Raw genomic sequence first — 21,431 nt, forward strand, 5'->3', positions numbered from 1 at the left:
CGTGTACCTCAGGCATCATCTCCGGCCTTCCACAAGCTCCCCCGGGATGGGGGAGCCGAGTCGCCAGTGAGAAATAACTCGAACATTCAGATGTCTCTTGGTCGGCTACGGGCGAGGGCATGAGAAGGATGGCGAGCGCATTCGGATGGTATACGCCGATTCGCTCGTGAACCCTTCTCGGAATGGCCGCCGATCGGGTGACATGGCGGGGCTGGGGAGGCCTATTCGCGGGGTCACCAGCCGTTCTTGCAGAACGGCCTTGGGGAACATCGGTACAGCGGTTATCGGTGAGATTGATCTTGCTGGCTACTCGGTCTCCGAGGACTGGAGCACCTGGGCCTGGAGACGCTTCTTGCCGTGGCAGATGTCGCGAGCGAGCTTGTGGCGGGACTCCTGGACGGTGGGCTGCTTGTGCATCGGGCGGCGGTAGGTGTCGTCGACCGGATCGACGACAGCGAGCAGGCCCAGGGCCTTGGCGATGCGCCCGTACTCGGCGAACGCCTGTCCCAGCGGGGTCGGGTGGCCCTCGCGGCCGAACATCCGCAGGCTGTCGCGCGGGGTGCCGGGCACCACCATCTGCCCGATCCCCGCCAACTGGTCATTGGACCGGGGGCCCGGGGCGGAGCCCCGGCAGTCGACCCGTCCGACGGAAACTCAAGCCTCGTCGGCGTTTGAGGCGCGGGGCCGGGGGCGGAGCCCCAGGAGAAGACAGCAAAGACCCCGGCGCCCGTACCTTGGGTTCTAGCGGTCGTCGCAACGCCTCAGCTCAGGGGATGCGATGGACTTCGAGATCCGTGGGGATCGCAAGCCGCAGGGGCCCAGGAAGCTCCGTGGTGAGCGGGCGGAATACTTCCGGCTCGTGCAACAGGGCTACAGCAACAAAGAAGCATCCCGGCTTGTCGGCGTGCATGAGCGGACCGGTCGCGAGTGGCGTCATGGCCGGACGGATCCGCAGAGGCTTCGGGCGCCCGCTCACATCGAGCGGGCGCCCGTTGCCGCACCGTCCCGGTACTTGAGCGAGACCGAGCGCATCCACATCGCCGACCGCTTGCGGGAGAAGGCCACCGTCCGGGCGATCGCCGCCGAACTGGGCCGCAGCCCGTCCACCGTCAGCCGGGAGATCCACCGCAACCGCAGTCCCGGCCGAGGCAGCCAGTGGCACTACCGCCCACACGCCGCCCAGGCCCGCGCGGATGCCCGCCGGCCCCGCCCCAAGCCCGGCAAGATCGGTCGGAACACCGCACTGCGGGACTTCATCCAGGACGGCCTGGACCTGAAGTGGAGCCCGGAACAGATCTGCGAGAGTCTGCGCCGGACCTTCCCCGACCAGCCGGAGATGCACGTGGTGCACGAGACGATCTACCAGGCCCTGTACGTTCAGGGCCGCGGAGAACTGCGCCGCGAGCTGGCCCGGGCCCTTCGCTCGGGCCGCGCCCGCCGCCGCCCGCAGCGCCAGGCGGCCTGTCGTCAGCCGCGCTTCACGCATCCGATGGTCATGATCAGCGAACGCCCGGCAGAGGCGGAGGACCGGGCGGTGCCCGGCCACTGGGAAGGGGACCTGATCATCGGGATGGACAACCGCTCAGCGATCGGCACCCTCGTCGAACGGGCGACCCGCTACGTGATGCTGGTGCACCTGCCTGACGGCCGCAGCGCAGCGCACATGCGCGACGCGCTGGTGGAGACCGTGAAGACCCTGCCGTCGCATCTGACACGCTCGCTGACCTGGGACCAGGGATCGGAGATGGCCGCCCACCATGCCTTCAGCGTCGCCACCGACATCCCGGTCTACTTCTGCGACCCCGCCAGTCCCTGGCAGCGCGGCTCGAACGAGAACACAAACGGCCTGCTGCGGCAGTACTTCCCCAAGGGAACCGACCTGTCCGTCCACACCCGCGAGCAACTGGCCGCTGTCGCCGCCGAACTCAACGGCCGCCCACGCAAAACGCTCGGCTGGGAAACCCCAGCCGAGCGCCTGCATAAACTGCTCGCCGCCTGACACAACCGATCACGTGTTGCGACGATCCCTAGAAACCGCCTACCGGGCGCCGGGGTCTGCGTAACGCGGCAGCAGCCTCAGCCCTGCCAGCTGTGGGCCGTGCGGAAGCCCCGCTGCCGCTCGAGGCGGCGCCAGCCCGCCGCGGAGCGGCCGCGGTGGGCAGCGTCGGTCTCGGACTGGGACGCCGCGCGGGCAAGCAGCACCGCGGTGATCGCGGCCAGCTCCTCGGGGTCGGCGTGACCCTTCTCTACGCGCAGCAGGGAGGATGACGACTCGGCGGCAGTGCTCATGGCTTTCGGGCTCCAGTCTCGCAGGGTCACTGCGGGGGGTTGCCGTGCTTGCGGGACGGCAGGTCGGCGTGCTTTGTACGGAGCATCGCGAGAGATGCGATCAGCACCTCGCGTGTCTCGGCGGGGTCGATGACGTCGTCGACCAGGCCGCGCTCCGCCGCGTAGTACGGATGCATCAGCTCGGCCTTGTACTCCTTGACCATGCGGGTGCGCATGGCCTCGGGGTCCTCGGCCTCGGCGATCTGCCTGCGGAAGATGACATTGGCGGCACCCTCGGCGCCCATCACCGCAATCTCGTTGGTCGGCCAGGCGTAGGTGAGGTCCGCACCGATGGACTGGGAGTCCATGACGATGTACGCACCGCCGTACGCCTTGCGGAGGATCAGCGAGATCCTCGGCACGGTGGCGTTGCAGTACGCGTACAGCAGCTTCGCACCGTGCCGGATGATTCCACCGTGCTCCTGGTCGACGCCGGGCAGGAAGCCGGGTACGTCCAGAAGAGTGATGATCGGGATATTGAAAGCGTCGCACATCTGCACGAAACGTGCGGCCTTCTCGGAGGCTTCGATGTCCAGGACACCGGCCAGGGACTGCGGCTGGTTGGCGACGATGCCAACCACCTGGCCGTCGAGCCGAGCCAGGGCGCAGATGATGTTGCGGGCCCAGCGCTCGTGGATCTCGAGGTAGTCGCCGTCGTCGACGAGCTCCTCGATGACCTTGTGCATGTCGTACGGGCGGTTCCCGTCGGCGGGCACGAGGTCCAGCAGGACGTCGGAGCGCCGGTCCGCGGGGTCCTCGGCGTGGGCGACCGGCGGGTTCTCGCGGTTGTTGGAGGGGAGCATCGCCAGCAGGTAGCGCACCTCGGCGATGCAGGTCTCCTCGTCGTCGTACGCGAAGTGCGCGACGCCCGAGGTCTCGGCGTGGACGTCCGCGCCGCCCAGGCCGTTCTGGGTGATCTCCTCACCGGTGACGGCCTTGACGACGTCAGGTCCGGTGATGAACATCTGCGAGGTCTCGCGGACCATGAACACGAAGTCGGTGAGCGCCGGCGAGTACGCCGCGCCGCCCGCGCACGGGCCGAGCATCACGCTGATCTGCGGGATGACGCCGGAGGCGCGGGTGTTGCGCTGGAAGATGCCGCCGTAGCCGGCGAGCGCGGAGACGCCCTCCTGGATACGGGCGCCGGCGCCGTCGTTCAGCGAGACCAGCGGAGCCCCGGCCGAGATGGCCATGTCCATGATCTTGTGGATCTTGGTGGCGTGCGCCTCGCCGAGCGCGCCGCCGAAGATCCGGAAGTCGTGCGCGTAGACGAACACCGTGCGGCCCTCGACCGTGCCCCAGCCGGTGATGACACCGTCGGTGTACGGCTTCTTGGCCTCCAGGCCGAACCCGGTCGCGCGGTGCCGGCGCAGTTGCTCGACCTCATGGAACGATCCCTCGTCCAGCAGCAGCGCGATGCGCTCGCGGGCCGTCAGCTTGCCCTTGGCGTGCTGCGCCTGGGTCGCACGGTCGCTGGGGCCGCGGTGCGCCTCGTCACGAAGGGCGTGCAGCTCGGCCACACGCCCGCGCGCGTCGTTCGGCTCGCCGGTGGTCTCGTCCAAAACGGTCATGCATTGACCCTACGGATCCGACCAAGAAAACCCTGCCGTTGACTCCGTACAGTCTCCGGACGTTTCTCCTGTCGCCCTTGAACAGAACCGTCGCGCACTGCAGCCCTAGTACCAGCTCACGGCCATCAAGCTTTGTGGAAGTTCAACAAGGCGTTCACCTGAGAGCCACCTCACAGTGGTGGCTGGCTCCAGCGGTGCCTCCGGTGATTCGCAGCCGCAGCGACCGGCCGGTGGCGAGCACCTCGACGGACGCATCCTTGCTGTTCACCTTGTGCACCGGGTGGTGCCAGGTGATCTCCAGCGGGGTCCCTGTGCGCGGCGGCTCGCTGATATGAAGAGTTGCTGTGCGGCGGTTACTCCGAACGAGGGCACTCGCCGGTGCGGTCGCGGTGAGCGGGCCCACCGTACCGGGCTGCCAGAAGTTCGCGGCGGTCAGCCCCAGGGAGCGGACAGCGACCGCCTGGCAGGCGTCGCTGTTGGCGAGGATCTCCACCCGACGGGCTTCGCGGGCGCGCGCGGTGACGGTGCGGCGGGTCGCTCCCGGCAGCAGCAGATACGCGTACGAGGCGTCCACCGGGTCGGTGCCGTGGTTGAGCCAGAGGGTCTGGAAGCGGCGCGTGACGCGCTCGGTGGAGCTGGTGGTGTTGATGTCGCTCCATGCGCCGGTGCGGTCCTCGCGCAGGGTGCGCAGCCGGGCGGTGCCGCCGGGGAAGATCCAGCCACCGTGGCCTTCGAGGTGTGCCCAGCGGGAACCGACGGTCAAGGCGTTGGTGCCGCCCTCGCCGAGGTTGCGGTTGTCGACGATCGTCTCGACGGGCACCCCGTCGTTGCTCGTGATGCCCGCGCCGAGGCAAATGACCTCGTCGGCCACGCAGAACCACGACTTATGGGCCTCAAGGGTGGAGCCGAGGCCGAGCAGATGCTGGCCCACGGCCGCGAACTCGCCGTCACTCGCCCCGCCCACCCACTTCGCCGCGGGCTTGGGCACGCCCCATTCGCCGCCCGCCCGGTCGGCAAGTCGCTTGGTCGACACGGTCGTTCCGGGCAGCCGGTAGAAGTCGACGGTCGGCCAGAACCAGTCTGTGTACTGATCGGACCGGCCGCCCGCGGCCTCGCCCGGCCACCAGTAGAGCATTCCGGCTCCGGTGTGCCAGCCGCGCGGATTCTCGCCGTTGCCGCACTCGTAGTACGAGATCCGCTCCGAGGCCATGGAGATGTTCGCGGCCCAGCCGGGCCGGCGGTGCACGGCCCGGTCCATCGAGGCGAAGAGCTGGTGGCCGACCGGTTCGGGCGCGGCCGGGACGGGCGAGGCGGCGACCGCGTGCAGCCGGGAGAGGTCGGCGACGCCGAACTGCCGGCCGGTGAGGACCGGAGTCACTGTGTCCCGCTCGATCCAGCCCTTGATCCTGGCGTGCCAGCGCTCCCGCTCGGCGGCGGAGGCTCCGCCCGCGAGCAGCGCGATCGCGGCGATCAGGCCCTGCCCGTGGAAGTGGTCGCTGCGCATGATCCTGCGCTCATCGTTCTTGAGGTAACCCCGGCTGATGGCGCGGCCGTTGACGCTGTCCATCATCAGCCCGTTGTAGATCAGGGGCGCGTACGCGTGCTCGACGCTGTCCAGGATGATCTGGCGGTTGGGGTCGGTGACGGCCCAGGCTCCGCCCGCGAGCAGGGCGAAGAGGCGACCGAGGCCGTCGAGCATGACCTGTCCGTATGTGCCGGAGTAGGCGACCCAGGTGTGCTGGATGAACGATCCGTCGGCGTACAGGCCGTCGCCCTTGGTGACGTACGGGAAGACGGGCGAGAGGGCGTCCCGGGCGAGTGCGATCTTCTCCGGGGCCCTGCCGAGGACGCCGCGCAGGGCGACGGAACGGCAGAGGTCGACGCGGTTGGCGCCGGTGGACGTGCCGCTGTAGTCGCCGAGCATCGTGTCGGGGATGAAGTGGTCGACGGCGGCGAAGGCGGCGTCGCGCCGGTCCTGGGTGAGCTTGTCCTCAAGGACGGCGACGATGTCCATGAGGAGACGGGGGCTGCCTATCTGCCACTCCCACCAGTTGCCGTATCGGGTGGTGGAGGGGTTGTAGATCTTCGCGGCCAGGTGGTCGAGGCCGCGGATGATGTCGGCGAGGAGCCCGGCGTCGCCGGTGAGGCCGGTGCCCTGCTGCGCGTACGCCTGGGTCATGGTCCACAGGCGGCTGTAGCTCTGGGTGATGCCGGAGGGCGGGTTGAAGGTGTAGCCGGGCCACAGGGAGGTGTCGGTGGGAGCCATGGCCGCGCGGAATCGGGCGGCCAGTTCGCCGGTCTCGGCGAGGCGGGATGCGTAGGGCTCCACGGCCGGGTCGTAGCCGGTCCCGAGGATGATCTCCAGCCAGCGCAGGCGCAGCGTCTCGTACTCGTCCTGTTCGGTGGCGTGTCCCTGGGAAGGCAAACCCAGCGTGAGAGCGCTTGCTCCCGCGGCAGCGGCGAGGAAGGTGCGACGGGACCATGCGGGCGTGAGCGGCACGGGCACGGAAGCCTCCGGAACGGAAGTGGTGCAGACCGGTTGCCCGTTGGTCTAGCAGCCGTTCGCCGTGCCTTCAATGGGCATGACAGACCGAATGGGAAAGCGCTTGCCCCTCGGTGCCTTCAGCACGAGGGGCAAGCGCCGTTCAGAGGGGCAAGCGCCGTTCATCAACTGCCGCAGTGGAAGCGAGCACTCCCCCAGTCGGCGTGGTCGTTGCCGTTCCCGTCGCCGCCGTCACCGACGACCAGGTCGACGTACTTGGCGCCCGTGACATCGGCCGTGAGCGACCAGACGGCATCCGTCGCCTTCAGCACCGGCGACTTCGCCTTCTCCGCGCCGTCCGCCAGCACGCTGAACTGCACGCTGCCGCGCGACGTCTGGACGTCGTCCACACCCACCCCGGCGGTGAAGGAGGTGCACTTCCCGCCCAGGTAGTAGCGGATCTTCGCCGGGGCGTGGCTGCCGAGTCCCTTCTCGTAGGCCACTTGGCCGATCTTCAGCGGGCTGCCGTCGCCCGTGCCCGTCTCGCCGTTGGACAGGTCCCGCTCGACCGGTCCCCAGCCGTTCTCGGACGCCGTCCAGTCCAGGTCGCTCGCCCACGCGTCAGTGGTGGGCGGTGGCGGCAGGGTGCGTACCAAGGTCGCTGCCGTGAGCTTCCGGGAGGCCCCGCCCACCGCGTACGAAGCCGCCCCGCCGATCGTGTACGTCCGGTACGCGGCGTCCACCGGCGGCGTCACCTGCCATGTACCGGTCGCCTGCGCACCCGCCGCGACCGAGTCGAAGGTCACCGGGCCCGCCGGCTCCACCGTCCAGCCCTCCGGGAGCGTGAGCCCGACCGAGACACCGCTCACCGCGGTCGCCTCGTTGTTGGTGAAGGCGGCCGTGACCTCGCTCTTCTGACCCGGCTCCAGGGTCTCGCCCGCCGTGACGGCCAGCGTCCCGCACGCCGCCTGCTCGGTGGCCGGGCCCAGATCGGTGACGGTGAAGCCGTCGAGCACGAAGTCCGCGCCGTCCGGGGCGTCGCCGCGCTTGCGCAGCCCGGCCCAGGTACCGCCGCAGCCCGCCGTCACGGTCTCGGTGAAGTGGCCGGTCGTCCGCTGCTCTCCCATCGGTGTACGGCGGGTCTCGACGGCTCCGGCGCCGCCGTCGTAGCCGGTGACCCACTCGTACGCGCCCGCGTGGCTCGACTGGTAGTCGTATTCGACCCGGTAGCTGCGCCCGTCCAGCATCGGGACAGTCCAGGGCGCGGTGCGGTAGACGAGACCGGCGTTCTCCTCGTGCGATTTGAGGGACTCGATTCCGCCCAGCACATCGTCGATCCGCTTTCCGTTCCAGCCGGCCTGGGTGTACGGCGCGTGCAGCTGGCTCACATGCGTGCGGGGGTCGGTGACGCCGCCCGCGTCGCCCTTGAGGAAGGGCCCCCAGCCCTGGTCGACGGCCTCGAAGTCCTCGTACACCAGCGCGCCGGACCGGGTCGCGGGCGCATTGGCGACGAGCCGTACGTCATCGATCCCTACTGTCGCCGAACTGCCCCGCGCCGCCTCGGCCTTGAGCGTCGCGACACCGCCCGCCGGCGCGGTGAAGTTCACCTTCGCCCGCTGGAAGTAGCTGCCGTGCCAGTCGGACGCGGCCACCTGGTCCTTGGCCGTCGAACGCTCGACGGCGACCGACTTCCCGCCGATGGACAGCGTCGTACGGCGCGACTTCCCCGGTTCGACCTCGACCCATGCGGACGCGGTGTACCGCTTGCCCGCCTCAAGTCCCGAGATCCGCTGCGAGAGCGACGCGGTGCCCGTACCGCTGAGCGCGGCGCTGTTGCGGCCGTGGTCGTCGGTGGCGCGGACGACCGTGCCGCGCTTGGACCAGGCGGCCAGTCCGGCGTCGTTGAAGCCGGGGTCGGCGACCGGGCCGCCCGCGCCCCACTTCGGGTCCTGCGCGGCGGGCGCGCGGTCCGGGTAGAGGACGTACGGCTGTCCGGCGGCCGCGGTCAGGGTGATCCGGCCGTCCACCGGCCGTACGGTCCCGGCCTTCACGCGTCCGTTGTCGGTGAGCTTGTAGACGGTGTACGACGCGCCGGTCACGGCCCAACTGCTCTGGCCGCCCGCCTTGTTGTAGTGGTACAGCTTCCTGCCGCCGTCCCACGGGAGCAGATAGCGGTCGCCGTCCAGGACCCTGCGGCCGTGGTCGTAGAAGGTGCGGCGGCCGCCCTCGACCGTGCCGCGCACACCGCCGGTGAAGGTCACGTCGTTGCCGTCCCAGCGGGTGATCTGCTCCTGCTGGAGGTACTTGGCGGGCAGATCGCGCTGCCAGACGTTGTCGTAGAAGGCGTTCCAGTCAGTCTCGCCGGTCCAGCCCTCGAAGTCTTCGAGTGCGGTCTGGCCGAGGACCGGGTGGTTGTTCCAGACGTCCTTCTCGCCGTTGCGGATGAACCGGATGATCCGGGAGTTGAGGCCCTTGTTGGTGGCTCCTCCGTAGTCCAGGTCGTTGGCCCAGTGCGACCAGAGCGAGGCCCGCTCGAACTTGTCGGCCCACTCGGTGCCGACGTTCCAGCCCTGTGCCTGCACGGCCTGCATCGTCTTGTCGGCGATCCAGCCGTGCGTGTAGTACACATCGATGTACAGGAAGGAGAGATTGCGGTCGGTCTCGTCCCTCAGCTGCTGGAATCTGCGGGCCAGACCGCCGCTGTTGATGTCGCGGCGCTGGTCGATGTAGTAGCTCTGGTTGAGCCAGTTCCAGCCGGGCTTGGTCTTGTCGACGAGGCTCTCGTGGAAGTTCTTCGCCTCGGGGTACGACTCGGTGGCGTTGACGTGCACGCCGAAGGTCGCGCCCCACTTCCTGCCGTCCTTCAGCAGTGTGTTGAGGTCGCTGAGCCCCCCGGCACGCTTGTTGTAGTTGCCGCCGTAGTCGGGGTGCGCCGAGTCGTGGCCCTCGGAGCCGTATCCCTTGAGCACCGCGAGCTGTCCGAGCCCGTCCGTGGCGAGCGAGATCCGCTTGACGTCGTCGAGGGTGCGCAGGAAGGGGTGGGTGGTCTGGCTGGCGAAGTTGAACGGGATATGGGTGATCACCCGGTCAGGCGTCTGCTCACTGCCCGGGGCCTTGACTCCGATGGCGCGGAAGGCGACCGCGCCGTCCTGCCAGTCGACCTTCCGGTCGCCGTTGGCGTCGGGCGTGACGACCACCTTCGCCCAGGGGAGGTCCTTGCCGCTCTCCGGCTTAAGGGCGCCGCTCCCCCAGTAGGTCCACTGCCCGGACCAGACGCCGACGCGGGTGCTGCCGTCCGCGGCCTTGCGGGCCTGGTGCCAGAAGCGGGCGTCGTCGCCGCCGGTCGCGCCGGCCGGCTTGTCGTAGCTGGAGTTGGACTCGACGGCCGCGGCCAGCTGTCCCGTATTGACCAGGGCGTACGAGGCTCCGACCGGTGCCGCGTCCGCCGCGGTGGCGGGCGTGACCGGGGCGAAGACGTCGGCGGTCTTCGTCGAGTCCGGGTCGAGCCGGGTGAAGGCTGTCGCGGCTCCGGCGTCCGTGCTGCCGACCGACACCAGGTCGTGTCCGGGGATGTCGATCGTGGAGACACGGAAAGCCTCGGTGTCGCGGACAGCGGTGACCTTGAAGGAAGTGGTCCGGCCGGAGACGGTGAGCGTCGCGTCGATCTCGACGCCGGGCAGATCGCCGAAGGTCAGGGTGTACGCGGCGCTCGACGCCTTGACGGCGGGCACGTCCTTCAACTGCACCGCGTACGCCTTGCCGTTGAGGGTGACCTCCGCGACCGCGCTCGTACTCCCGAGGAGTGTGGCCCCACTGGCTCGGTCGGTGTACGACACCACTCTGGGGAAGTCCTTGGCGACGGCGACGGATAGCTGACCGGAGCCGATGACGACGGGGGCCTCGCCCTCGGCTGCGGCGGCCGGGAGCGCGGGCCCGGTCAGGGCGAACACGGCGGATGAGGCGGCAGCAAGCGCGCACGCCGCACGGAGTCTTCGTGGCATGGGGACTGACTAGCCCGTCGCTTTCGCCACCGTCAACGAAGTCGTGCGCTCCTGAGGCCAGCAGTCCAACAACCGCCGCGCGTTAGTCCAAGTCCCCTCCATGAACGACAACTTATGAAGCGGCGAAGATTCTGAGAGCGCTCTCAGTCACACCTCTTGACGACTGCTCCTGCCGTCGCAAGAGTGGTGGACACCCCCACAAGTACAGGAGTTCATCCGTGATTTCCCGCAGAATGTTCCTGTCCGGCACCGCCGCAGCCGCGACCGCGCTCACCTATCCCGCCTGGGGAAGCGCTCTCAGCCCGCGAGCCAAGGCCGCGCCCCCCACCTGCGAACTGGCCCTGGAGAACAAGTCGTTGCCCGGCCAGGTCAATGCCTATGTCACCGGCCACGAGCAGGGCACCGGACGCTGGGTGCTGCTCCGCCCGGGTGGCGGCGTCTACTACCCCGAGTCCCCCTCCGCGCCCCAGACCCCGCTCCCCGTCGACTGCGCCATCCCGCTGCGCGCGGCGGGCGCGGGCCCGATCATGCTGACGCTGCCGCAGATGTTCGGCGCCCGCGTCTATTTCGTACGCGACAGCAAGCTGGACTTCTTCGTGAACCCGGGTCCCGCCCTCGTCGAACCGGCCTTCGCGACCCCCTCCGACGCCAACTACGGCCGCACCTGGTCCTTCGCGGAGTTCACCTTCAACCCGACACAGCTCTACGCCAACATCAGCTATGTCGACCTGGTGACCGCCCTGCCCATCGGCCTCACGCTGACCGGCGACGCCACCCACACGGTCGCCACACTGCCGAACGGCGCGCTCCAGAAGATCGCCGACGATCTCGTGGCCCAGGCGGGCCGCGACAGCCAGCCCTGGGACAAGCTGGTCATCCGCGACTCGGGCGGCCAGGTGCTACGAGTCATCTCGCCGCAGAACCTGATGGCGCCCTTCTTCGACCGGCCCAACGAGATGCCCTTCCGGAACGTCTTCGACAACTACATCAACCGGGTGTGGGACAAGTACCGCTCCACAGATCTGCGGATCGACCTCCAGGGCGGCCGCGGCGTACGCACGGGGCGGGTGAACGGCGACGTGCTGACCTTCTCCGGCGGCCACACCTTCGCCAAGCCCACCTCGAAGGACATCTTCACCTGCAACCACGGACCCTTCGCCAACAACCCCGGTGACTCCGACGACAAGAAGGGCCTGCTGGCCAGGCTCGCCGCCGGCTTCAACCGGACGACCCTGCTGACCCACCCCGATCAGCCGAACGGGGCCACCTCGGCCGACTACTACCGCGACTCGGCGACGAACCACTTCTCCCGGGCCGTGCACGCGAACACCCCGATCGGATACGCCTTCCCGTACGACGACGTCCGCCCGGACGGCCAGCCGGACGTCTCCGGCGCGGCGCACGACGGCAACCCGCGGCGCTTCACACTGACCGTCGGGTCCTGACCGTCGGGTCCTGAGCCTCGGGTCCTGAGCCTCGGGTCTTGAGCCTCGGGTCTTGGGCCTCGGCGGCTCGTGACGCGGACGGGTGCCCGGCCGGCATGGGGGAACCGGCCGGGCACCCGCACGTCCGCACCGGCTCAGCAGCCGCCGCAGTTGTAGTACGTCACATCCCAGTGGTTGCCCTCGTCCGCGTAGATGTTTCCGGAGCCGGACCTCCACTGCGGGGCACCGTCGCCCGGACGCGCGCCAATGTAGGTGAAGGTGTTCTTGATGTAGTTCCCGACGCAGGTGTACTTGCTGTAGTCGAGCTTGTAGCCGTTCCAGTGCGAGTACGTGCCGCCCGCGTGCCCGGTCTCCGTACCTCCGGTGATGTTGAGCGCACAGCCGCTCGCGCTCTTGAGGGTCTGCGCTCCCTTCGCGCTGGCGAGGTTGAGCTGCTCGAAGGACGTACACGACGGGTTGTTGCGGTCGGAGCAGCCGCCGGACGAGGACCAGGTGATCCCGGACGAGCGGAACATCGAAGCCGCAGTGGCGTGGCTGATCTTGGTGACGGCGTGCGCTTCGGTCGCGCCGCTGATGACGCCGAATCCAGGGGCGAAGAGCGCACCCAGGACGAGCGCGAGCGCGCTGAGTAAGGAGCGGACTTTCATGGCGGGGGATCCCTCCTGCTGATGACCGTTGAGGACTGTGCGTTCCGGTGGGGACCGGTGCATTCCGGCGGGACGGCTGTGCAGGTGGAGCAAGGAGATGGTGCCCGAGTTCTACGCGCGTCCGCCAGAGGGCTGCCGCGTACCTCTGGGTGAACCTCTCGAGAAGATGTTGAACTTTAAACGGAATAGGTCTATGGTCGACTCAGTTGAAGCTTAAACAACACGCCACTACGTCCCCCAAGGAGTGCGTCATGGGTCTCTTCAACCGCAAGACCGACACCGCCACCACCCCCACCGCCACGCTCGACGTCGATCCCGCGCTCGCTGCGCTGACCGGCGACTACACCATCGACCCCGCCCACAGCAGCATCGGTTTCACCGTCCGGCACGCGATGGTGACCAACGTCCGCGGCTCATTCGGCGACTTTTCGGGCAGCCTGAAGCTGAACGGCACCGACCCCCACCACTCCACCGCCGAGATCGACGTCAAGATCGCCAGCATCGACACGGGCATCGCGGACCGTGACGCCCACCTGCGCACCGGCGACTTCTTCGAGGCCGAGGAGTACCCGCTGATGACGTTCCGCTCGACGCACGCGGAGCAGCTCGGTGGCGACTCGTACCGCATCACCGGCGACCTGACGATCAAGGACGTCACGCGTCCGCTCGCCATCGACCTGGAGTTCAACGGCTCCGCCACCGATGTGTACGGCAACGAGCGCGTCGGCTTCGAGGGCAGCGCGGAGATCCTGCGCTCCGACTGGGGCCTGACCTGGAACGCGGCGCTGGAGACCGGCGGCGTCATGGTCAGCGACAAGGTCAGGCTGAACTTCGACATCTCCGCGATCAAGGCCGCCCCGCAGGCCTGATCCGCACCGCATGGACCGCCACGGCGGGGCCGGGATCCGCCCGGCCCTGCCGGCGTGCGTTTGGTTCCGAGCCCGAGCTCACATCAGACGCTCCAACCCCACCAGGCTGAATGTGCCACCCCCATGCTCCCCACCCGCCGGGGCGTGCTCCCGATGCGCCCAGCACTTCTCCCACAGCCAACTCCCTTGACCGACATGGGTGTTAATGTGCGAGATCCCTTGGTTCATGGTGCATAAAGGGTGGAGGGTGCATGACTCTCACAGCGGGTGTTTCCCTGCTCAAAGGTCGGTACGAGATCGCCGGGTCCGTCATTTCCACCGCCGGAGAGGGCCAGCTGTGGGCGGCCAATGACACCTCAGAGTTCGTAAAACCGTATCTGCTCAAGGCGTGGCCCTTCTACGAGGCCAAACCGGACGACGTCCAGCGCGCCCTGTGGGACGCCGAGCTGCGAACCCTTTACCAAGTACGCAGCACACCCGGTTCCGAAGACTCCCTCCTCCAGTTACAGGACGTCGGCATCGATCACGATCACCGGTGCTTCGTGATGGTGTTCAAGACGGAGGGGCTGCACACGCTGGCGTCGCGGCTCGGCGAACGCAGCAGTCATGACTGGCTGTCCGGTCGGCCCGCCGGGCGCAGAGAGCTCTGGCAGATGCTCGGCCGCATAGCCGAGGGGCTGGCCCTGCTCCATGAGCAGCAGGTGGTTCACAGATGCGTCTCCCCCGAGTCGGTCTTCCTCGACCCCGGCGACGGCCCGGAGTCCTGTCGCCTTGGCGGATTCGAATGGAGTGTCCGGCTCGGGCACCCCGCATCAGCCCCGCCCTCCCGCGTCGGCTGGGAGACCGCTCCGGAAGCGCTGGGTGGCAGTACCGCATTCGGCCCGGACGCGGACTGGTTCGCCTTCGGCATGCTGTGGCACGCTGCATGCTCGCCATCGAGCACCTGGGTACATCCACGGACCCCATGGCGCGCTACCGCCTCGTCCTCGACCATCTGGCTAAGGCCAAGCGGAAGCTGACGCCCCTCGAGCACGACTTCATCGGCCAGCTCATCTCCGACGAACCCGCCATCCGTCCCAAGCACGGCACCGAGATCTCCACCACCGTCCGGGAGATCGTGCGCGTCCTTCACCAGTCGCAGACAGGCGGCGACACCACAGCCCGGCACATGGTGGTGATCGACCCGCACAACCGCAGTCTCGTACGCACCTGCATGGAACGTGGCCTGCGCGAGTCTATGAAACTGGGGCCGGCGGATCCCTTCAACCCGAACCGCCCCGACCACGTCAGTCGGTTGCACAGCTTCCTGTACAAGGACTTCGCCGAGGGGGCCACCCTGGCGCCGGTCCCCAATCGCGACCAGTACGTCCTGTCCGGCACATCCCTGCACCTGAGCATCAGCTCCGCGCGTAGCCTGGCCGGTTCCACCCCCAACTGGCAGAACGCGTTCTGCACGGGGTCGCTGGACTATTTCACCGCGGAGGCATCGCGGCAGGTGAACGTATCGGCGGGCCGGATCGGGTTCTTCAGTACGAAGGACTACAAGGCGCAGGGCCATGTGCTGAGCTCCGCACCGAGCTGGGAGTTCCTCCTCCCCAAAATCGATCAGGCGCGGGAGCGCCGCGAGGACCAGGAGCGCTTCTCCGAGTTCGTGCGCATGACCAACCAGATCGACATGCTGATCCGTGACGCGGAGCTGTTCCGCTGCAAGGTCATCGACGTCACCGAGTCCGACGGAGTGGTCTCCTCCGTCCAGGTGCTGGAGATACCCCGTGTCCATGAGCCGCTGGCCATGCTCAGGCAGGACGGCGGAATGGCGGCCTTCCTCTTCCGGGAGAAGAACAGCGGAAAGCCGGGGAGCAACCTCATCCAATTGTGCCCGCCGGAATCGGAGAGCATTGCACTGAGGCTATCGGTCCCGGAATGGGAGGTCGCCGAAGTCGACATCCCAGGGCACACTGCCACGCTGCGCCCCAAGACAGAGATCATCGACCCTCCCGAGATCGGTGACGTCCGGGTCCTGCGCACCAAGGGCCTGGGCGGTCAAGTCCTGCTGATCAAGCGTCGCAAGGAGGCCATCAGCAAGCTGGCCAAGCACACGTATCTCTTGGAGAGCCTGTCAGCGCCGGGGCAGGTTCTCATGGACAGTGGACCGGTGGAGCTGCCGGTCCCCCTCTCCTCCAAGATCGTCGACTCGAGCAAGCGCAGCCAGATCCAGAAGATTCTCGGCGTCCGCCCCATCTACGCACTGCAGGGTCCGCCCGGCACCGGCAAGACCCATATGGTCGCCTGGCTGCTGCGCGAGATCCTGGAGGAGGACCCGGTCGCCCAGATCCTCATCACGGCCCAGGCGCATCCCGCTGTGGATGTGCTGCGCGCCAAGGTTGAGCAGGAGGCGTTCAAGGACATCCCCGAAGCGCGCAGACCCCTGGCCATCCGGCTGCGGCGAGCCAACTCCGATCAGTCCGACAACTTGATGCAGGACGAGCCCGGGTCGGAGCAGCAGGTGACCAAGTCACTGCTCGAGAACACGATCAGGCAACTGGAGGCAGCGGCCGGGCGCTTGGAACCTTCGGGCGTCCAGGCGGACTGGCTGGAGATCTGCCGGGCCATGCTCAAGGATCTCAACACCAAAGACGCCTCCCTCGCCAAGGAGTTCAGGGAGCTGGTCAAGCGTAGTGCCAGCATCACCTACAGCACCACGGGTGACGGTGATCTGGCCGCCCTCGCCGACGAGGTCACGTACGACTGGGCGATCGTCGAGGAGGCTGGCAAGGCCCACGGCTTCGAACTCGCCCTCCCTCTCTGCCTGGGCCACCGCTGGCTGTTGATCGGCGACCCGAAGCAGCTTCCGCCGTACCGCATCGAGGACTACCAGAAGGCTGTGTCGGAACTCGACGCGACCGTCGCATCCCTCGAAGGACTGGAGGGTGTCGGAAATCTGCTCGACACCGAGCTGCTCCATGCCTGGCGGGTAAGGACCGAGGAGCAGCGCAGGGAGTTCGGCGAGTACTGCAAGAAGTGGCTGAAGCTCTTCGAGCAGCTGCACAGTCTCTGCGCATTCCACGAGCACGACGAGGGACTGCTCACCGGCCAGCACCGCATGCATCCCGACATCGGAGAACTGGTCTCGGGCGTCTACTACAAGGGCAGGCTGAAGCACTACACCCGTGACGAGAGCACCAAGGTGCCGCATGCGGACATTCTGCATCGCCTCGCGGCACCGGGAGAGCTCAAGGACAAGGCGGTGGTGTGGCTGGATCTCCCCGCAGCCGCAGTCGATCCCCGGGCGGGAGAGAACGCGGTGCCCAAGTACCGCAACCCGGCCGAGGCCCACGCCTTGGAGAGGTTCCTGCGCTCGCTGCGGGCGGCCCCCGATCGGCGGCTGAATCTCGCGGTGCTGTCTCCATATGCCCAGCAGGTGGGTTACCTGCGCGGGAGGCTCAACACTCCTCACCTGCGCACGGCGCTGGGCGAGGCCGGGCTCACGCTGGCGCCGGATCCGCGCCGTTCCCGGCTGGAGGGGCCTGACGCGCGCAGAGACGGGTTCTTCACCGTGGACTCGTTCCAGGGGAATCAGTCACAGATCATCGCGGTGAGCCTGGTCCGCAACAACACCGAGGTGGCGGGGAAGGGCTTGGGCTTCCTCGTCGAGGCTCCCCGGATGAACGTCCTGATCTCCCGCGCCGAACTCCTGTTGGTCCTGGTCGGCTCGTGGAACTTCTTCCGCGACCAGGTGAGCCATGTGTCGCGGAAGCCGGAGGAGGAGACGAAGCTCCAGCATCTCGCCTTCGCCGTGGACCAGTTGGAGGCATGGTTCGGCGAAGGCCGGGCCGTTCGCATCCCGGCAGACCTGACCGGATTCGACGCCCCGTTCCGCCTTGCGTGAGCACCACCTGCCGACCAGGAAGCGATGCCCTCCCATGATTCGCGTGCTGCTGCCACTGAACATGTACAACGTCACCTACGAACTCGCCCATGGCCGCCCCTACAGCAAGCTGGAGGAGCTGCTTCTGCGGGCGGTCAACGACGCCCAGGGACCTGCCGGTCGCACCTTCCGTGATCTGCGCGGGGTGTTCAAGGTCCATGACCGCCTGCTGACCGAAGGGCTCGTCACCCTCATCCAGGAGGGGTGGGTCGCCATGGTGCAGCATGAGCAGGAGATGCACTATCTCGTCACCGAGGAAGGCCGGCTGACGATCTCCTCGGGGCGCAGGCCCAGCAATCTGCGGGTCCGAACGAGCCGCGCGAACATTGTCCGCGAGAGGCTGACCGGCCAGCTCGCCCGGTCCAGCGATCTGTCACTGATCACCAGCCAGGCCCTGCGACGGGCAACGAACCGACTCGCCTGGTCGGAGGCGCTCAGGCCCAGGATGATCCGCTCGGCGATCAACGGCGGAGAAACCGAGCGGCTGCTCCCCCGCTCCGACCAGCGCCAGGAATGGATTCGCTGGATCGACTCCGTAGCCCGGGTGAACACGGACCTGTACTACCTCCCGGTCCGGGTCGACCTGGACAAGTCCGAGGTCATCGGACTGCCGCACCGATGGCAGCACCTCACCAAAATGATCCTGGAGGAGGTTGCGGAACGGCACGACGACCTCGCCAACGATGCTGACTTCCAGCGCGAGCTGAGCGAGCTGATGCGCAACTCGGCCGCCCGCAACGGGCGTCGGGAAGCCGGCGACACCCCGGCGCCCGGCCGTACCAAGCCGTACGCGGAAGCACCCGTGTCGTGTCAGGACATCGCACTGACTACCGCGGAGAGTCTGCGGCTGGTTGACGACGTCCTCGCCAGGTCGTCCGGCAACGTCCTCATCGTCGCGGGCCGACTCGACCGTGAGGGGGCCATCGCCGCCCGGGATCTGCTTGTCGGCCTGCGAGACCGGGGCGTGAACGTGGATCTGCTGTGGTCATGCGAGGAAATCGAGAGCCTGACCAAGGAGGTGCTCGACGTTCTGGGCGCGGCAAGAGGAGGTCCCCCCAAAGTCGGCAAGGTGACCTTCAACCGGACACCGGCGCACGCCGCAGCCGACCTCGTCCTCGCGTCGACGGAGACCGGCCCCGTGGCTGTTGTGGGCTCCGGCCTTCTGAGCAGTCCGGCCGACGGCGACAGCCTGAGCCCTGCTGCCCGCTTCTCCGACCCGGGGGTCCTGGGCGCACTGGCCCGGCTGTGTGCAGGCTGGTGGGAGGAGATCCCTGGTGACGAGGGCACACTGCCTGCCCATCGCTGGAAGCACCTCGCGGAGCGATGGGTCGGCGAGGCAGCAGTCGCCAGAAGTGCCGCCCCCGTCCCGGCTTTCGCGGAATCCGCCAGTTGTGGGGCCGACGAGTGCACGGGACTGGTCGCGCTGCTCATCGGCCCCCAGCAGGCCACCGTCCGCAGAGAACTCGCTGCCGAGTCCGGGCCCCGCTATCTGGTTGCCGACGCCGGCTCCTCTGCGGACGCTCTGGCGACGCAGACCAGCGAGGATCTCCCCGAAGGTGTCGGCCGACTGTACCGAGCTGTGGGCGGCAGGGAGGGCTGGCGGTTTCTGCGCCGCCCCGGGGACACCTGGAAGGGGGCCGACGCGTTACGGCTCCCGCCGCCATCGCCCCTGCACCGCGTGGCGGCGGTGGGCGAACAGTGGCTCATCGAGTACGCCGACGCCCGCAACCCCGCCCTGTCGTTCTGCATCACCGGGCATGTGGCGGTGCGAGCCTGGGAGCGTACATCCGGATGGACGCGCGGCACCTGAGCGCGCCCGCCCTGCCGTCCATCGCGGCCGGGGCGGGCGCTCGGTCATGAGGTGCTTCGCAGTCCTGCCCGAGACGACCGTCCCCGATGACGTCGTAGCCGTACGTGGCACGCCCGGGGTCTCTGCCCGCCTCGACCGGAAGAGGATCTTCGAGCGCAAACCCCGGCCGATGGCCAATTTCCTGCTGGAGGAGGCCATCCTGCACCGCCCCATCGGGGGCCACAACGTACTGCGAAACCAGATCCGGCACCTGCGGCAGTGCGCTGAACTCCCTTTCCTGGGGCTGCAGATCATGCCGACCAAACGAGAGAAGCACGCAGGGCTAGCAGGCCTCACCGTCGCGCCGCATGCCTGGGCCGCCTTCGTCGCCCAGCGCTGACCTGAAGCCGACAGGCTCACGAGCGGAGGTGGTCGACCCGCTCGCCGGTGTGGGTCTCTATCTCCAATGCCGCTTCATGCAGCAGTCGATGGGTTAGTTCGCTGAGGGCACGGGCCACGGCCAGCTCGTCCCCGATCTGGGGGACGTTCTGGTCGGCACGATTGCGGTGTGCCGTGCCCTCTCCGACGATCAGTTCCGAGTTCTGGCCACGCAACCTGGCCTCAGCCTTCGTCAAGTGGTCGTTCTCAGTGATGACGATCTCGACGTTCCACATCTTGGTCTGCATCAGAAGCCGCCGCCTCCGTCGAAGCCGCCACCGCCGCCGAAGTCTCCGCCGCCGCCCCAGCCCCCTCCTCCGTCGAAGTCGGAGGAGTTGAAGTCGGCGCCGGAGTAGTCGCCGCCGCTGAACTCACCGCCGCCGTACTCCGCCCCGTACGCCGGACTGGCGAGCATGTTGCCCAGCAGCGTGCCCACCAGCAGGCCCGGCAGCAGTCCGCCGCCGAAGTAGCCGCCCGCCCAGGGGCCGTACGCCGGACCCGCCTCCCAGTACGGGCGGCGGCCGGATTCCGTCTCGACCATGCGGCCCATCGGGTCCTCGCCGTCCTCCAGCCGGGCCTTGTCGGCGGCGCAGACCGGGACCTCGCGGGACGTGGCGCCCGGCGGGGTCCAGGTCATGTCGGCGACCGAAAGACCGTGGCGCGGGTCGAAGAAGCAGGGCGGGCGGCGCTCCGGCACGGGTTGGCCCGTACGGCGTGCGTCCAGGGCCGCCAGTGAGTACCGGCCGTCCTCCAGGGCCTGCGTGACCGCGCGTACGTCACTGGGGTGCTCGGCCGACCCCATCAGCGATTTCGCCCTGTCGTACGAGTCGAGTGCGCGCTCGTATTCCGCGCGCATGGCGTCGTCCGCCCCCTTCTCCGAGGGGTGGAAGTCCAGCCGGTCCAGCTCCTCGCCGAACGCGGTGATGTCCTCGTCGACGACCACCCGCAGCTTGTCGAGGGCGGCTCGCTCCGCCTCCTCCCGCTTGCGGCGGTTGCGGCGGATCACGCTGTACACGCTCGCGCCGCCGGCGGCAGCGACCGCGCCGACCGCGATCAGGCCGGCGGTGTTCACGCCTTCGTCGGGGGCCGAGCCCCAGGAGGAGGGGGCGCTGCCGCGCAGCTGGGGCAGTGCCTGGTCGACGAAGTTGTTCAGCTGGGTGGCGGCGTCGGCGCCCGGGGGCGTCTTGACCGCGGTGACCAGGTTCTGCACGGCCTGGTTGGTCATGACGCTACGGTCGGCGCCCGCGTTGAAGCCGTCGCCGAGGCGGATCGCGTACAGGCCGGTGACGCCGGTCTCGGCGCGGAGGTTCTGCAGGACCGTGTTCGGCGGGAACTCCGCCGTCCCGGCGGGCAGAACGGCCACGAAGAGCGGCTTGTCCGCGTCCTTGATCTTCTTCGCGAGGGAGTCCGCTTCGGCGCTGGAGAGCTGGTCGGCGGCGCGCGGATCGACGTAGACGGGGCTCTGCTTCAGGGCTTCGGCCACGGTTTCGGGGCCGGTGGCTGCTTGGGCTCCCGGGGCCGCGACGAGGGCGGTGGCCGAGAAGGCGAGCAGCAGACCGGACAGTGCGGTGAGCAGCCTGGTCTTCATACCTTGACGCTACCTGAATGGGTGCGAATTCGGACAAGCGGCGAGGTTCAAGAACCGGGGCTCAGCCCCAGACCCCCGCGCCTCAATCGCCGGCGAGGCTGAAGGTTCAGCCCGTCCGGCGTCCCCCCGGGGCTCCGCCCCGGACCCCGCGCCTCAAACGCCGGAGGGGCTAGATTTTCGCCCGGGCCAGCTAGAAGTTCCTGCCGGACGGGCTTGAATTTCGCCCGGGTCGGCTAGAAGTTCCTGCCGGTCGGCCTGAATTTCAGGCCGACCGGCGGAAATCAAGCCCGTCCGGCGATTGAGGACAACGCCCGAAGGGCGTACCGGGGTCTGGGGGCTTGCCCC

14 protein-coding genes and 1 pseudogene are annotated in these 21,431 nt (G+C 68.4%); 7 read left to right on the plus strand and 8 right to left on the minus strand.

All coding sequences use genetic code 11. From position 1 onward, the window contains the following. Positions 1 to 348: 348 nt before the first annotated feature. A pseudogene (locus tag QFZ67_RS10960) lies at positions 349 to 570 on the minus strand (Tn3 family transposase); the annotation flags it as partial. A 208-nt stretch (positions 571 to 778) separates the two neighbouring features. Here QFZ67_RS10960 and QFZ67_RS10965 point away from each other — a divergent pair. Then, positions 779 to 1,999, plus strand: a complete 1,221-nt coding sequence (locus tag QFZ67_RS10965) for an IS30 family transposase (RefSeq protein WP_307659261.1) — start codon at positions 779 to 781, stop codon at positions 1,997 to 1,999. Between the two features lie 77 nt (positions 2,000 to 2,076). On the opposite strand, the gene QFZ67_RS10970 is transcribed toward QFZ67_RS10965, so the two are convergent. The 4 genes from QFZ67_RS10970 to QFZ67_RS10985 all read right to left on the minus strand — a co-directional run bounded on the left by QFZ67_RS10970 (position 2,077) and on the right by QFZ67_RS10985 (position 10,382). Continuing rightward, the gene (locus QFZ67_RS10970; RefSeq protein ID WP_307660895.1) at positions 2,077 to 2,289 is read right to left on the minus strand and encodes an acyl-CoA carboxylase subunit epsilon; all 213 of its coding nucleotides are present in this window, start codon (positions 2,287 to 2,289) and stop codon (positions 2,077 to 2,079) included. A gap of 26 nt (positions 2,290 to 2,315) precedes the next feature. Next, complete coding sequence (locus QFZ67_RS10975) at positions 2,316 to 3,899, minus strand: acyl-CoA carboxylase subunit beta (protein WP_307660896.1); 1,584 nt, start codon at positions 3,897 to 3,899, stop codon at positions 2,316 to 2,318. A 154-nt stretch (positions 3,900 to 4,053) separates the two neighbouring features. Beyond that, complete coding sequence (locus QFZ67_RS10980; protein ID WP_373429982.1) at positions 4,054 to 6,405, minus strand: polysaccharide lyase 8 family protein; 2,352 nt, start codon at positions 6,403 to 6,405, stop codon at positions 4,054 to 4,056. Between the two features lie 161 nt (positions 6,406 to 6,566). After that, entirely contained in the window at positions 6,567 to 10,382 is a 3,816-nt protein-coding gene (locus tag QFZ67_RS10985; protein WP_307660897.1) for an endo-alpha-N-acetylgalactosaminidase family protein, read from the minus strand. A 233-nt stretch (positions 10,383 to 10,615) separates the two neighbouring features. Between QFZ67_RS10985 and QFZ67_RS10990 the strand changes: the two genes are divergently transcribed. Next, a complete protein-coding gene (locus tag QFZ67_RS10990) occupies positions 10,616 to 11,827 on the plus strand; it encodes a glycoside hydrolase family 64 protein (RefSeq protein ID WP_307665801.1) in 1,212 nt (403 codons plus the stop codon). A 134-nt stretch (positions 11,828 to 11,961) separates the two neighbouring features. Here the strand turns inward: QFZ67_RS10990 and QFZ67_RS10995 are convergent, their stop codons facing one another. Then, entirely contained in the window at positions 11,962 to 12,474 is a 513-nt protein-coding gene (locus QFZ67_RS10995) for a hypothetical protein (protein WP_307660898.1), read from the minus strand. A gap of 251 nt (positions 12,475 to 12,725) precedes the next feature. On the opposite strand from QFZ67_RS10995, the gene QFZ67_RS11000 reads away from it, so the two are divergent. The 5 genes from QFZ67_RS11000 to QFZ67_RS11020 all read left to right on the plus strand — a co-directional run bounded on the left by QFZ67_RS11000 (position 12,726) and on the right by QFZ67_RS11020 (position 19,460). Next, positions 12,726 to 13,343: a YceI family protein gene (locus QFZ67_RS11000; RefSeq protein ID WP_307660899.1), complete on the plus strand. Its 618-nt coding sequence runs from the start codon at positions 12,726 to 12,728 to the stop codon at positions 13,341 to 13,343. Between the two features lie 251 nt (positions 13,344 to 13,594). After that, positions 13,595 to 14,362, plus strand: a complete 768-nt coding sequence (locus QFZ67_RS11005; RefSeq protein WP_307660900.1) for a protein kinase — start codon at positions 13,595 to 13,597, stop codon at positions 14,360 to 14,362. Continuing rightward, a complete protein-coding gene (locus QFZ67_RS11010; protein ID WP_307660901.1) occupies positions 14,308 to 17,232 on the plus strand; it encodes a DEAD/DEAH box helicase in 2,925 nt (974 codons plus the stop codon). Before QFZ67_RS11005 ends, QFZ67_RS11010 begins: the two co-directional genes overlap by 55 nt. Positions 17,233 to 17,275: 43 nt before the next feature. Then, positions 17,276 to 19,081, plus strand: coding sequence for a hypothetical protein (locus tag QFZ67_RS11015; protein ID WP_307660902.1), 1,806 nt, complete (start codon positions 17,276 to 17,278; stop codon positions 19,079 to 19,081). Between the two features lie 46 nt (positions 19,082 to 19,127). Then, a complete protein-coding gene (locus QFZ67_RS11020; protein WP_307660903.1) occupies positions 19,128 to 19,460 on the plus strand; it encodes a Scr1 family TA system antitoxin-like transcriptional regulator in 333 nt (110 codons plus the stop codon). Positions 19,461 to 19,476: 16 nt separating this feature from the next. Here QFZ67_RS11020 and QFZ67_RS11025 read toward each other — a convergent pair whose 3' ends face one another. Then, positions 19,477 to 19,746 carry a DUF1876 domain-containing protein gene (locus QFZ67_RS11025; protein WP_307660904.1) on the minus strand — a complete coding sequence of 90 codons (270 nt, stop codon included), beginning with the start codon at positions 19,744 to 19,746 and terminating at the stop codon, positions 19,477 to 19,479. Beyond that, a complete protein-coding gene (locus QFZ67_RS11030) occupies positions 19,746 to 21,086 on the minus strand; it encodes a hypothetical protein (RefSeq protein WP_307660905.1) in 1,341 nt (446 codons plus the stop codon). Before QFZ67_RS11030 ends, QFZ67_RS11025 begins: the two co-directional genes overlap by 1 nt. Positions 21,087 to 21,431 lie beyond the last annotated feature (345 nt).

It is taken from the genome of Streptomyces sp. V1I1 (assembly GCF_030817355.1).
Classification (GTDB): Bacteria; Actinomycetota; Actinomycetes; order Streptomycetales; family Streptomycetaceae; genus Streptomyces.